Annotated in this window: 9 protein-coding genes and 1 pseudogene; 3 read left to right on the top strand and 7 right to left on the bottom strand. The window is 42.5% G+C overall.

All coding sequences use genetic code 11. The features are described 5' to 3' along the window. Positions 1-10: 10 nt before the first annotated feature. Positions 11-961: a carbohydrate kinase family protein gene (locus tag PUND_RS16415; protein ID WP_010389299.1), complete on the top strand. Its 951-nt coding sequence runs from the start codon at positions 11-13 to the stop codon at positions 959-961. Between the two features lie 48 nt (positions 962-1,009). Here PUND_RS16415 and PUND_RS16410 read toward each other — a convergent pair whose 3' ends face one another. From PUND_RS16410 to PUND_RS16400, 3 genes and pseudogenes are all read right to left on the bottom strand, one after another. Next, the gene (locus tag PUND_RS16410) at positions 1,010-1,399 is read right to left on the bottom strand and encodes a SpoIIAA family protein (RefSeq protein WP_010389301.1); all 390 of its coding nucleotides are present in this window, start codon (positions 1,397-1,399) and stop codon (positions 1,010-1,012) included. 103 nt (positions 1,400-1,502) lie between these two features. Then, positions 1,503-2,198, bottom strand: coding sequence for a cupin domain-containing protein (locus PUND_RS16405; RefSeq protein WP_010389303.1), 696 nt, complete (start codon positions 2,196-2,198; stop codon positions 1,503-1,505). Between the two features lie 48 nt (positions 2,199-2,246). Further along, a pseudogene (locus tag PUND_RS16400) lies at positions 2,247-2,396 on the bottom strand (thioredoxin domain-containing protein); the annotation flags it as partial. A gap of 174 nt (positions 2,397-2,570) precedes the next feature. On the opposite strand from PUND_RS16400, the gene PUND_RS16395 reads away from it, so the two are divergent. After that, positions 2,571-3,089: a TetR/AcrR family transcriptional regulator gene (locus PUND_RS16395; protein ID WP_010389306.1), complete on the top strand. Its 519-nt coding sequence runs from the start codon at positions 2,571-2,573 to the stop codon at positions 3,087-3,089. A 130-nt stretch (positions 3,090-3,219) separates the two neighbouring features. On the opposite strand, the gene PUND_RS16390 is transcribed toward PUND_RS16395, so the two are convergent. Then, positions 3,220-4,683, bottom strand: a complete 1,464-nt coding sequence (locus PUND_RS16390; RefSeq protein WP_010389308.1) for a carbon starvation CstA family protein — start codon at positions 4,681-4,683, stop codon at positions 3,220-3,222. Between the two features lie 351 nt (positions 4,684-5,034). On the opposite strand from PUND_RS16390, the gene PUND_RS16385 reads away from it, so the two are divergent. Continuing rightward, positions 5,035-5,517: a putative 4-hydroxy-4-methyl-2-oxoglutarate aldolase gene (locus PUND_RS16385; RefSeq protein ID WP_010389309.1), complete on the top strand. Its 483-nt coding sequence runs from the start codon at positions 5,035-5,037 to the stop codon at positions 5,515-5,517. Positions 5,518-5,609: 92 nt separating this feature from the next. Here the strand turns inward: PUND_RS16385 and PUND_RS16380 are convergent, their stop codons facing one another. From PUND_RS16380 to PUND_RS16370, 3 genes are all read right to left on the bottom strand, one after another. Beyond that, positions 5,610-8,240, bottom strand: coding sequence for a glycosyl hydrolase family 18 protein (locus tag PUND_RS16380; protein WP_010389310.1), 2,631 nt, complete (start codon positions 8,238-8,240; stop codon positions 5,610-5,612). Positions 8,241-8,305: 65 nt separating this feature from the next. Next, positions 8,306-9,919 carry a lytic polysaccharide monooxygenase gene (locus PUND_RS16375; RefSeq protein ID WP_010389311.1) on the bottom strand — a complete coding sequence of 538 codons (1,614 nt, stop codon included), beginning with the start codon at positions 9,917-9,919 and terminating at the stop codon, positions 8,306-8,308. A gap of 66 nt (positions 9,920-9,985) precedes the next feature. Then, the gene (locus PUND_RS16370; protein ID WP_010389313.1) at positions 9,986-13,159 is read right to left on the bottom strand and encodes a glycosyl hydrolase family 18 protein; all 3,174 of its coding nucleotides are present in this window, start codon (positions 13,157-13,159) and stop codon (positions 9,986-9,988) included. Positions 13,160-13,228 lie beyond the last annotated feature (69 nt).

Genomic DNA, 13,228 nt, shown 5'->3' with positions numbered 1-13,228 from the left:
GATTTACACTATGACCAAATTACTTAGCCTTGGTGAACTGCTTATTGATATGCTGCCTCAAGACTCTCAAAACAGTGCTTATTTGCCCATTCCAGGAGGTGCTCCAGCTAATGTGGCAGTAGGTTACGCAAAGCTCGGCGGCAAAGCTGCGTTTTGTGGCGGTATGGGAGATGATTATTTTGCTAAACAATTAACTAATGCGCTTGAGCAATATAATGTAGATACTGAGTATTTATTTACCATAGAAGGCGCGCAAACAGCTATGGTTATTGTCAGCCTAGATGAAAGCGGCGAACGCAGCTTTAACTTTTATCGTCATCAAACAGCCGATTTACTGTTAACGAATGAGCATTTAAAGCTTATTAATTGGGATAAATTGAGTACCCTACACTTTTGTTCAAACACCTTAACCAATACAGCTATAGCAAAAACCACTGTGTGTGCTTTAAAGCAGGCTAAAAACAACCACAAACTCGTTAGCTTTGATGTAAATTTACGCTACAGTTTATGGCAAAATAGCAATGACATTGAGCAAAACGTGCATGCATGCTATGCGTATTGCGATATTGTTAAGCTCTCACGTGATGAGTTAAATTTTTTAGCAACGCAACGCCAACAATCAGTTGAAGCCTACTTACAATCACTGCTTGAATTAGGCGTCACGCTGGTGTTTTTAACCGATGGTCCGGCACCAGCGACTGTTTACCATAACGCTTTTACCCTCAGTGAAGCAGCCCCAACAATTACCGCTGTAGATACCACCAGCGCCGGTGATGCTTTTATTGCTGGCGTACTGTACTACTTAAACCACAGCGATAATGCAGTGCCACTTACTGATAAGCTAAATGATGAGTCAATAGTAAAAAAAGCGCTTCACTTTGGTCTTCGCTGTGGCTCAAAAGCATGCTTAGCTAAAGGCGCTTTTCCTGCGCTTCCCACGCAAAAAACACTGTCAAAATAAACCAAGATACTTACAAAAAAGGCCACTGTTGGCCTTTTTTATTAAGCGTCATGCATTATTGGTTTTTAACCACTCTAGAGCGGTAGTGGCATTTTCAAAGTATTGTATTTCACCCGACATAAACCAACTGCCTAACTTAGCTATGGTAGATTGCCACTCTTTATTGCCGTAAATCGCTATTTTTTTAAACTCTTTGTTGTGCTTTAAGCCAAGTTTTAAATCGTCCCAAGCAGCACGAAGCTCCCAACCATCTAACTCAGTGCCATCTATTAATACATTAACAATAGGATGTTTAACTTCGCCTAACGCTGAATCGATCATCGGGGTGATCACTTCATAGTCTTTGTGAGTTAAGGTACCAATTGCCTTAAGTGTTAAGAAAAACTCACTGCCTGAGCGCTCAATACCAATCGACAAACCATGTGTTAAATTAACCATAACTCAACCCTTGAATGAAAAGAGCTTAAATTATAGGCAATAGTTAAAAGCTTTTACTTGAAGCAGATCAAAAAAGTCACTTAATGCAGATTTATTTTTTGAGCTAATTATGTTTTTTTAGCCGATTAACTTGGTTTTTTACATCGTTTAAATAGCCAGTTTTTATCCATACTCTTGCGCCATTGTTACCCGCGGTAGCGTTTATTTGGCTATTAACAGGCACTCTAAGCCAGCTGTGTTTTTCAAGTGTGTCGTTATGCTCTTGTAAAGTGCCATCCAAAACCAACAACTCAGCGCCACCACTTACCGTGAGCGTTAAAGATTGATTAGCATTAAACTGTACAATACTCACTGTTTCATACGTATCTTGATATAACAAAATGACATTTAGGTCATTAAACTCGGGGGTTTTCTGCCCTTGCATCTGCTGTGTGTGAATACACACGTGCTGGCGATCTTCTGGCTGAAACTGCCATAGTTTTACAAAAATAATACAACCGTCTTTTGAGCCAGGAGTATGCTTTGATTGTGGAGGATTACGAATATAGGTACCTTTTGGAAAGTCACCATGCTCATCTTGAAATATCCCATCAAGTACTAAAAACTCTTCACCGCCGGTATGTGTATGTGGGCTAAAGTGGCTGTTTGGCGCATAACGTACAATGCTAGTGGCACGAGCAACCTCGTCGCCCACTCTGTCAAGTGGACGTCTATCAACACCCGGCATGGGCGAAGCTATCCACTCAAGTGACTCACTATGCACCACCACACGTTGACTAAAGTCGGCAGCAATTTTCATATTTGACTCCAAATTATTAATTTATAACTAAACGCCAATACTTGGCTAAGGTTTTTTTGCCAAAAATGCCTCACTGCAGTATTCCCCATTTAATAAATCGACAGCAACAAACTCTACTTTTTCAGTCGGTTTTTTTTCAGCAAGTGCAATACGAGCCTGCAATGGGTTTGGGTAATTTTCTACGTCATAAATTTTCATAATGCTCTCTTATATTTTTAACGACAACTTAGGTTTATATTGGTAAACAGAAACTACCTACTGATAGGTAATTTATAGCAAGCGCTAAATGTTTGCAAACTAAAAACAAAAGAGCTTGAAAATAACTACCTACTGGTTGATAATTTTTTCAGATAACAGCAAGGAAATATCAAAATGAGTAAAAAAGCAGCCCTGCTACAAGCCGCAGAAAATAAAGTGCGACTGGGTGGTTATAGCAACTTTAGCTTTAGAGAACTTGCTACTGAGATTGGTATAAAAAGTGCCAGTGTGCATTATCACTTTCCAACGAAAGCTGATTTAGGCGCTGAACTCGCGCATCAATACACCGATGCCTTTATTGCAGTACTTGGCGATCCGAATGTACATAAAGCAAACGGTAAAAATCCCATCGATATTTACACTCAGTTATTTAGAAATGCGCTCGTGATAGACAAAAAGATGTGTTTATGTGGCTTACTCGGTGCAGAAAGCGACAGCCTACCCGATAAAGTGCGGGTTGAAGTTCAGCGGTTTTTTAATAAAAACTTAGCCTGGTTAACTCAAGCACATCAAATAAATGGAGAGCTTAATCCTGCTCGGGCGGCAATACAAACAGTTAGCTTATTAGAAGGGGCAATGATTATTAGTAAAACCCTAGATGATATTAGCTACTTCGAACAAGCGACTTTTTAGCGGTAGATAGTCAACATAAGTGGTTGGTGATCAGAAAGTTGATAAATCTTTTAACTAAATTACTACTTGTTCAAGCATAAAAAAGCGAGCTTAAATAAAGCTCGCTTTTTGCATTAATAACTATGTAGTTTTAAGCTGGACGCACTTTATGTTTTGAATGCACAAAAGCCAATACAATAAAGCCTACAACAGCAACCGCTACACCAATTGGTTTACCTAAATCACTTGATAAGTTTAATCCTATTGCCGCAGTCATTATGTATGACAGGGTCACAGCTGAAGCAATTACAGCAGGTATACTAGCAATCCAGTGGAATGTACCACGGTCAAATAAATACTTAGTAGCAAGCCATAAAACACTGGTAGAAAGCAGCATATTTGAAAACGCGAAGTAGCGCCAAATAACAGAGAAGTCGAGCTTAGTCATAAAGTAAGCAATGGTTAAAATTGGCAACGCTAACAACAAACGATTACGTAAACTTTGCGGAATACTAAACGCATCCACCATTGTTAGGCGCAGTGAGCGGAACGCTGTATCACCTGAGGTGATAGGGAAAACAGCAACAGCAATAATAGCCATAATACCACCAAATACACCTAAATAGCTGTTTGCAATATGGTTAACCACTAAGCCTGGACCGCCTAAATCAAGCATCGATTTTAAACCCGCATAACCTTCAGGGAAGGCAGCAATACCAGCAAGCGCCCACACACAACCTACAATACCTTCGCACATCATCGCGCCATAATAAACCGGGCGTACATATTTTTCGTTAGTTAAACAACGAGCAATAATAGGTGCTTGCGTTGAGTGAAAACCACTAATGGCACCACAAGTAATGGTGATAAATAGCAACGGCCAAGTAGGCAGTCCATCAGGATTTGGGGCTAAAAAGTCGTGGGCATGATCGGCTTCAAAATACGCTAAAAAGTCGCCAGCTACTGGTAAATGGGGTGCGTTGATTAACAGTGAGACTGCAATAGCAACTGTCATTACAATCATTAACAAGCCAAAAATAGGGTAAAACTTAGTGATGATTTTATCGATTGGTAATAACGTGGCTAAAAAGTAGTAAGCTAAAATAGCGAGAACCCAAAATGTATTACTAGCAAAAATGGTGCCTTCAAATGCATCTAAGTTACTCAATAATCCTGCAGGGCTCATAATAAACACTACACCAACAAAGAATAACAACATAGCAGTAAATATAAGCATAAAGCCTTTAAATACTACGTTGTAATAATGGCCTGCAATTTCAGGTAAACTTTTACCGTCTTCTTTAATACTCATTACGCCAGAGAAAAAGTCGTGTACAGCTCCACCTAAAACGTTACCAAGTACAATCCAAACCAGCGCTACTGGGCCATACAAGGCGCCAAGTATGGGACCAAATATGGGGCCTACTCCTGCAATATTCAAAAACTGAATTAAAAATGCACGAACAGGGTGAATAGCAACATAGTCAACACCTTCGCTAAAACGCTTCTGTGGTGTGTCTACTGTCGAGTCCATACCCGCTTGTTTTTCAACAAACGGGCTATAAAACTTATAGCCTAATATTAAAATAGTCAGGCAAATAAAAAAGATGATCATAAAGCACGCTTCTCTTTTTGTATGTGTGTATAGGGCACAGTATTGCAGCCCAAAATTTAAAATAACAATTGAACGTAGCATATGAAAAACCACGCAACAATGAGACGTTTGGCTAATGCGCTTACAAAATGAAATTTATTCGAAAAAATAAAACTAAGTAAAAGCTTAAGTTACTCATAAAAACAGCATTAAAAAACGTTAAAAGTACTTATATTGCGACTAAAATCTATACGCCAATTTGCAATAATAGCTACACCTGAGTGATTAATTAGCCTACGATAAACATTATTACTACTTTAAATTTACTGCCTTTGCCCTACATGGCTTTGCCAAAAAACAAGGATGCCCTCAATGACACCGTTTACTACGCCCGATTTATACGATGAACATCGCGACCATGTGCAAGTTGCTGACAGTGGCTTGCAACACTTTGGTAATAAAACTCACTTTTATGGTCAAGTAGTGACCGTCACCTGCCCTGACGACAACTCATTTGCTGGTAACATACTGCATGAAAACGGTGAGGGAAAAGTATTGATTGTTGATGGTTTTGCCAGTAAACGTTTTGCCTTTATTGGCGATATGATTGCAGAGCGCGCACTAAAAAATGGCTGGCAGGGCATAATTATTAATGGTTGCTGTCGCGATATTGAAATTCTTGCCACACTTGATTTACCTGTAATGGCGCTAGGCGCAACACCGCGCTGCACCACTAAGCGCGGTTTAGGTGCTAAAGATCACCCGGTTAATATGTTAAACACCACAATTAATACCGGTGATTGGGTATATGCTGATGTAAACGGCTTAATAATTAGCTCTAAAGCGTTGTTTTAATCCCTCGTAATAGTCGTTAACAAAAAAAAGCAGCTCGAAAGCTGCTTTTGTAATTTACATGATTTTTTAAAACCCAAATTCTCAGGTTAAAATTAAAGTGCTAACCATACATCGGTTGAGCCAGGTTCGTTCCCTTGAGTCCACCATTTAGCTTGGTACTTATTACCTTGATAAGAAACTTCATCACCACTGTTATAAATAGCCGTTGGCTGCCAAACTGCGACACCCGTACCATCTGTAGGTTGTGTTGTTGCTTCCCATGCACCACCTAAATCAGGACGCTCGCCTTGAGTCCACCACTTTGCTTTATATTCAACGCCGTTATAAGTAACGACATCACCACCAACGTATGCAACACTCGCATCCCAGCTTCCTGTAGGTGGATTTGTAGTATCAACGTTTATAACTGTTACGCTAAAGCTTTGCGTTGTGGTTAATGCGCCATCACTGACTGCAACAGACACTGTGAAGTCTGTATCGGTATCTACAGCGCCAGCCTCAATAGTTACATTTGCATCACTGCCCACTAATGTTAAGCCTGCTGGTACTGTCCACGTATACGAAAGGGCGTCGTTTTGAGCATCATTAGCCACTACAGCTACACTTGCTGATGCGCCCTCTTCAACGCTGATATTAGCGATAGCATCAACGCTCGGTGCTGTGTTTTCGCCTCCTGATGTTGGCGCAATAACATTAACAACAACATCACGATTAACAGTTGCTTGACCATCTGATACAGCAACAGTTGCCACATACTGTGTATCTGCAGTCACTGTTGGCGCTGTAATGACTAATGATGCACTATTTTGTCCAGATACCACCAGTGCGCTATCAGCATTCCAGCTAAAGCTAAGTGGATCGTTATCTGCATCAGTTGCAGAAGCTGTTACTGTAATACTCTCGCCTGAATTAACAGACACTGATGAAGACACAGAAACAACTGGCTTTTTATTTGTTGGCGGAGCAACTACGCCCCCTAAACCATCATGCATAGCATTAAGAATATCACCATTATCCGCATCTATTTCCCATGCAAATAAACCACCTAAATTATACTGATTAACATACGCTCCCTTCGCCAGTACTGACTTACGGCTATCATAAGTAATTAGTTTACCGGTTGAACGATTCCATACATAAGCGGCTTGTGCTTGCTCATCATAACCCACTTCAAAACCATTAATACCGGTGCCCGCAGCACCAATCATATTGGCTTTAACGCCCTTGTAATCAATAACCCCATCTTCCCATACGCCTTGTGCCGTAGAGCCCTTTAACGGGCCATTACCAGGGGCGGTCATTGGGTTACCATCAATCGCTGCATTTTGCGGGTAAACACCTTCCCAACCACGACCATACATAGCTGTGCCCACGACGATTTTTTTCGATGGTACATTTTGCGCAAGTAACAGCTGCACTGCATTATCGGTGGTATAAGCAGGGCCTTTACGAGGTTCGCCATTTTCATCAAGCCCGGTACCATTACATTGACCAACACTCATATGTTCGCCACAGTAAAGTGCTGTTTGGTGTCCGGTTACGTTACTCCATGCACCATAAAAGTCATAGGTCATGGCAAAAATGTAATCCATATACTGGCTAGCTGCTTGGTAGTCTACATCTTCAATTTTATCGTAACCTGCACCAATGGCTGAGGTTAACTCGTAAGTACGACCTGTTTCTGCTTCTAGTTTATCAAGCATAGCGCGTAGCTCTTGCATTAGCGCCACATAGGCTGGGCCATCGTTGATTGGATCGCCAATGTCTGGGTTGGGGCCGTCACCACCTGGGAATTCCCAGTCAATATCTACACCATCATAAAATTTCCATGTTCTTAAAAATTCTTCCATTGAGGCAACGAAGATGTCGCGGTTAGCTTTATTGGTAAAGCCACCGAATGGGTCTGATAACGTCCAACCACCTACAGATGGTAAAATTTTAATATCTGGGTAACGCTGTTTAAGCGCCATTAGCTGAGAGTAAGTACCACGGATAGGATCTTTTGCATCAACCCCTGGCAGTGCTTTTTGTACTGCTGCCCATGGGTCGTGAATAACCACTTCGTAATCTGCAGAGCCGGCACAAGCGGTTTCAAGTGCACGTTTAGGACCACCCGATAACGATGCGTTTTCACCACAAATTGGAATAAAGCCATACAAAATATGGCTCAGATTTTGTGCTGGCATATTTGTTACATCGTAATCACGGCCATAAATACCCCACTCAACAAAGTAAGCGCCTGTAACTAAACCTTGTTTGATACCAATGTCACGGTTATTTGGGTCTACATCCATCGGCAGTGGTGCTAGGTGTCCGCCGTCGGTGTCAGCAATTACAATTGGTTTGCCTGCACTACGCGCACAGGTTGTGCCACCTTCACATAGCTCAACATACATTGTATGGCGGCCCGCTTTATCATAAGGGAATGTGATAGTGCCACTTTTAGAGCCAGCAGCAAGCGTGCCCTCATTCACTAGCATGTCATCAAAGTACACTTTGTAGCTATCGCCACCATCACCACTCCATGCACTCCACTGAATGTTGATATTAACTTGTTCAACACGGGTAACTAGCTGCTTATAAGAGCCGTTTCCCTCAAGGTCTACCTCAACAAACGAATATTGCTGTGGTTCCCAATTAATGCTTGGTGTAGACGGTGCAGCAGATGCTGTACTTGCAAATAAAGCAACACCGATGGCTGCGCTTAGTTGTTTGATATTCATAGGTCTCTCTTATCCATTATTTATGTAATTATTTAATAAGTTTGAACTGCAAAACTTAGGCTTTATTAAAGTTTGGTCCATACATTGGCTTGCCCTGGCGTATCGCCCTGAGTCCACCATTTAGCGCGATAGCGCTGTCCTTGATACGTTACTTCTGCGCCAACTTGGTAGGCTTTGCTGGTATTCCAAGTGGCTGCTGTGTCAGCTTTCGAGGCTGATTCCCATGCCGCTGAGGTATCTGGTTGTTGGCCTTTGTTCCACCATTTAGCGGTGTAAATCACGTTAGCAAAACGGGCTTTATCGTTTGCTTGATAGATCTGAGTGCTGTCCCATTCAGGTACTGTTGGATCAACAGGGTCAACCGGATCGACCACAGGTACATCGTTAACCGTGACACTAAAACTGGTTTGGGTACTTAATTGACCATCCGATACAGATACTGCAATGGTGTAATCGGTGTTTGCTGATACCTCTGCAGTGGTTAAGTTGATGTTGGCACTAGAGCCTGTAAAGCTTAGCGGTGTAGGTACTGTCCAGCTGTAAGTTAGCTCACTTTGCTCATCATCAAAGGCATGCAGATGAATTGCTGTTGTGGTGTTTTCATCAACTACTAGGTTATCTGGGGTGTGTACAATGGGTGCGGTGTTTGTTGGCGCACCTTGCATACTCAAGGCATAGGTATAATTTGCATCGCTGCTATACACTTGGTTTATCAGTACGTCGGTTGCATCAAACGTAATGCCGCCCGCTTGGTTTTGCACCCCAATTTGCACTAAATGCGCGTAATCAAGGTTAAGTTGTTCAGCCAATGCTTGTTGCCAATTTGCTTGATTGTCGGCATTGATTTTAAGCTGTTGGTTGATTACCTCTTGGCCTGTTTCGTCAAATAATCGCGCCCATACGATGTCGCCTGCAATGGCATTTTGCCCTTGGCGAACAAAATAACCGACGCTAGTCCACGAGTTTGGATCTGTCGGGCCTGCGTCATTTACTATGTTGATGTCGCTACAGTTATAAAAGCCTTCACCAACCACATCATTACGTTGCCAACGGCTATATAAAATGGCCTCGCCGCTACGGTCTTGCGGAATTGCAACACTCATTTCGTAGTAGCGTTTACCATCAGGGTTTTTAACAACCTCAATGTTGTCGTGCTCTTGCACTAGCTGTAAGTCTTGCCAGGTTAGTACGTCAGTTGCGCTATTGAAGCTTGGCTTGGTAATGTAAAACTGCCAAAAGCTTGGGTTGTGCGGGGTTGATGCAAGGTAACGTATTTGAATATCACCATTGGCATTGGGCACTACATCGCTGCGCTGCCAATGTGGTGATGGTAAATCCATACCCCGTTTGGCTGTATCGCCACCAGCACATAAAGTGCCGTTTGGTACATTGGCCTCAACTGCAGTTTGATTTAAATAGTCAGGAGTATTAACCGAAAATTCAATCGCTTGTACAAACTGCACCGTGCCCGATTCTAAATATGCGGCTCGACACGCAAGGTTAGGAATATTTGTGCCGTCTTCAGGCCACCAGTACCCGCCATCAACCTGACAAATTGCTTGGCGCGCTTTAGGGCTATCCATATAACCATGTGCTTGCACTTGCGGTGCTAGTGTACTGAATAGTAAACCACTGGTAATTGCAGATAGCGTAATCGTGTTAAGTTTAATTGATGCCATTATTTTATCCTTTATAAGACTCAATACATGGGGCAAGCTCAGGCCTACCCCTCATTGTTTTGTAAATTACAGGCTACAACTTAAACTCCAATCAGCTGTTACACCCGGCTCAGAGGTTGTCCACCATTTGGCTTTGTACACTGCATTGTTATGCACCATTAGATCGCCGCCAGCAGCATGGCTTGGGTTGCCCGCCCAGTCAGTTTGAGGAAAGTTTGGATAAACAGGTATCGAGGCTATATCAACTCCTTCACACACACCTACAGGATCACCTCCTCCGTTATCCGGATTGCCCGTACCATCACCTGGTGTTGCATCTGGTAGCATTGGGTATTCAGCTTTGAATGCGTAAGTTTTTCCATCTTTTTCAATGGTAAAGTTGCTAGGCCCAGTGATTGGCATGTAGTACATCACTTGTGCATTCACAGTTGCACCAGCGCTAAAGTCTTTTGGCTGACCACCCCACTCATTGTTTAATGTGATTGAGAAACGGTGAAACTCGTTCTCATAACCACCAATGTTGTTACCGGCTGCGTTCGAGCCATTTACTTCTACAGCCATGCCCAGTTTTTCTTGTGCATTCCAGTTAGATTTAAAAATAGCGGAAGTTGATACCGGCACATCAAATGAGATTTTTGCACCACTTAAATCAAGACTTGAGTTATTAGTAAATGCAAACGTTGGGCTGATTGGGTAATTATCATCACCAATTGGGAAGTCTTTTGCTGTAAATGTGATATCTACGGCTTCAGCAGGCACTGTGAAGTTTGGATTTCCGCCATGCACATCATATGCAACACCGCTTTGATTAAACTTATCGTATGCTAATGAAGTTAACGTAGAACCCATGAAGTACTCGCCTTTGGCTGAGTCATAGTCAAAGTCACCTGCCAGCTCCCAGAACATGATACCGCCAAGACCATTGTTGATAACGTAATCAACTTTTGTTGCCATCGACTCTTCATCTTCTATCGAGAGGAATACTTTTTTATCTGCGTTCCATAACCAAGGTGCAACGGCAACGCTGTCATAGTGACGAGTATAAGTACCCGTTAAGCGGTCATCAGCGTCTGTATCAGGTGTTAAGCCATACACGCCTAAATACGAGCCAACAATACCGTTTTCAAGGTTTTTAACATGCCATAATGGGTTTGAACCAGCTGGCATTTCTTGGCCTGCATCGTTCTTATCATGCCAAAGGTTATCGATACCTAGTGCACCATTACCGCATTTGTTTTTCTCACCTACGCCGGTACCTTTAGCACAATCAGCTTGGTTTGGTAGTGCCGCTTGGCCCCATAAACCGTTTGTTCCGCCTGATACATCCTTAAAACCACGGGTGTAATAAGGTAAACCAATATTGATTCGACCCGCTGACATCGCACCACGGAAGTAACGCACTGCCCAATCAGTATTTAAATAGCCAATACCTTCAAACTCTTTGGTGCCGTATACATTCCATTGCGCAAGCTCTGAGTCTAACCCAGTATCAAATAATGCCGCGTTGTGACCTACGTGCGAGTTCCATGCGCCATGTAAGTCATAAGACATGATATTTACATAATCAAGGTATTGAACCGCTTGGAAGGTTTCCATACCGCGCAGTAAATAACCTGAAGAAGGCGATGCAATCGTGAGTAAATAATGCTTACCCGCAGCTTCACCTGCACGGTCTAGCTCTTCACGTACTTTTTTCATTAGCACTTGGTATGAGGCATTTAAACCACCACGACGTGCATTAGAAATTGGGAAGTCATCAGGGTGGCCTGAGTCATTCATTGATGATGGGTATTCGTAATCAATATCAACCCCATCAAAGCCATATTTTTCAATAAACTCAACTGCACTTTGTGCAAATGCATTGATACCTGCATGGTTAACTGAACCATCAGCATTGGTGGTCATGGTGTAAAAACCACCGCTTGCAACACGGCCTGTTTCATCAAAGTAACCACCGGTTTCAGCCCAACCGCCCACAGATATGAGTGTTTTTACATCTGGGTGTTGTTTTTTGTATTTGTTTAACAGGTTAAAGTGACCTTTGTAGTTAAACTCTGGGTCCATTTCAGCGCCAACTACGCCCGGCCATTCCATATTAGTGGCAGGGTTATTTACTGAAGTAGGATCGCCAATAGATACTTTGTTGTTTGCATCAACATGGGCAAATGCATAGTTGATGTGGGTGATTTTATCCCACGGAATATCGTTCACTAAATAACTGGGTTGACCATTAGCGCCATTACGCCAGCTAGTAAAGTATCCAATTACACGGCGTGGATGATCTGGGCCCATGATCTCACGGCCATCAGCGTCATAAATCGTACAGTAAGGCGTGTTTACACCGGGAGTTTGATATAAACCTTGGGGACGACAGTCAGTGCCCGTAACTGGGCCGGTATTTTCATCAACAACCGTTAATACTTTTGTTACTTGCGCTGTTGCACCGTCGTTATCTGTCACCGTTAGGGTGAAAGTTGCCTGACCAAGTGCCGTTGCTTGCCATGCAAAACTGCTCGCTGGTGAGCTTGATTGATGAACATCCACCCCGTTTGCTGCAAAGCTCAGAGCAGTTACTTGGCCATCACCATCAGTTCCAGAAAGTGCAAACACCACCTGCGAACCAACAACCAGTTTATCCGGTAGCGTGCTAAATGAAATAGCGGCAACTGGTGCTTGATTAACAGGGTCAACAATCACTGAATCACTTACACTTATCGTATTAACAACTTCAGCAGACATCGCTCCTTCATCGTCTGTTGCTACAGCACTAATTTGATGTTCGCCCGCAATAGCTTGCCAGTTAACACTAAACGGCGCAGTGTTATCAACCGCAATTGAAGTACCGTCTATAAAAAACTCCACACCTGCAACCGAGCCATCTGAATCAGTTGCTTGCGCCAAAATGACAACGCTGTCTTTATCGTTAAATAAAGAACCATTCCCAGGTGTTATCTCAGTAATTATAGGCGATTGATTATCATTGACAGCGCTGTCACATACATCCAAAAGTAACCAGTCTTGATATTGACCTGCATTCTCCAAAGGATTGGCTTGTGTCCACCACTTGGCTTCATAGGCATTATTTTGTGCCTTAACTTGGCTTCCTGCTGTATGAGTTTGCCCTAACTCCCATGCCGTTAATGTACTGCAATCAGTTGATGCGTATACATTTAAACTAAATGCACTTAGAGGTAAGGCACTTAATTTGAAGGCATTTTTTATTATTTTCCGTGAGCTCATTTGCTCCTCCGCTTAGTGTGTTAAGAAATGCTATTGTCAGTTTCCATTTATGAAACTAGCATGAACAAA

The organism is Pseudoalteromonas undina (assembly GCF_000238275.3).
Taxonomy (GTDB): Bacteria; Pseudomonadota; Gammaproteobacteria; order Enterobacterales; family Alteromonadaceae; genus Pseudoalteromonas; species Pseudoalteromonas undina.
Note: the sequence above shows the minus strand (reverse complement) of the source record. Positions and strands in the feature narration are given on the sequence as shown.

Excerpts from the sequence above, each read along its gene's own strand:
- PUND_RS16415 (WP_010389299.1), top strand. The coding sequence starts at position 11 with ATGACCAAATTACTTAGCCTTGGTGAACTGCTTATTGATATGCTGCCT.
- PUND_RS16410 (WP_010389301.1), bottom strand. The coding sequence starts at position 1,399 with ATGGTTAATTTAACACATGGTTTGTCGATTGGTATTGAGCGCTCAGGC.
- PUND_RS16405 (WP_010389303.1), bottom strand. The coding sequence starts at position 2,198 with ATGAAAATTGCTGCCGACTTTAGTCAACGTGTGGTGGTGCATAGTGAG.
- PUND_RS16395 (WP_010389306.1), top strand. The coding sequence starts at position 2,571 with ATGAGTAAAAAAGCAGCCCTGCTACAAGCCGCAGAAAATAAAGTGCGA.
- PUND_RS16390 (WP_010389308.1), bottom strand. The coding sequence starts at position 4,683 with ATGATCATCTTTTTTATTTGCCTGACTATTTTAATATTAGGCTATAAG.
- PUND_RS16385 (WP_010389309.1), top strand. The coding sequence starts at position 5,035 with ATGACACCGTTTACTACGCCCGATTTATACGATGAACATCGCGACCAT.
- PUND_RS16380 (WP_010389310.1), bottom strand. The coding sequence starts at position 8,240 with ATGAATATCAAACAACTAAGCGCAGCCATCGGTGTTGCTTTATTTGCA.
- PUND_RS16375 (WP_010389311.1), bottom strand. The coding sequence starts at position 9,919 with ATGGCATCAATTAAACTTAACACGATTACGCTATCTGCAATTACCAGT.
- PUND_RS16370 (WP_010389313.1), bottom strand. The coding sequence starts at position 13,159 with ATGAGCTCACGGAAAATAATAAAAAATGCCTTCAAATTAAGTGCCTTA.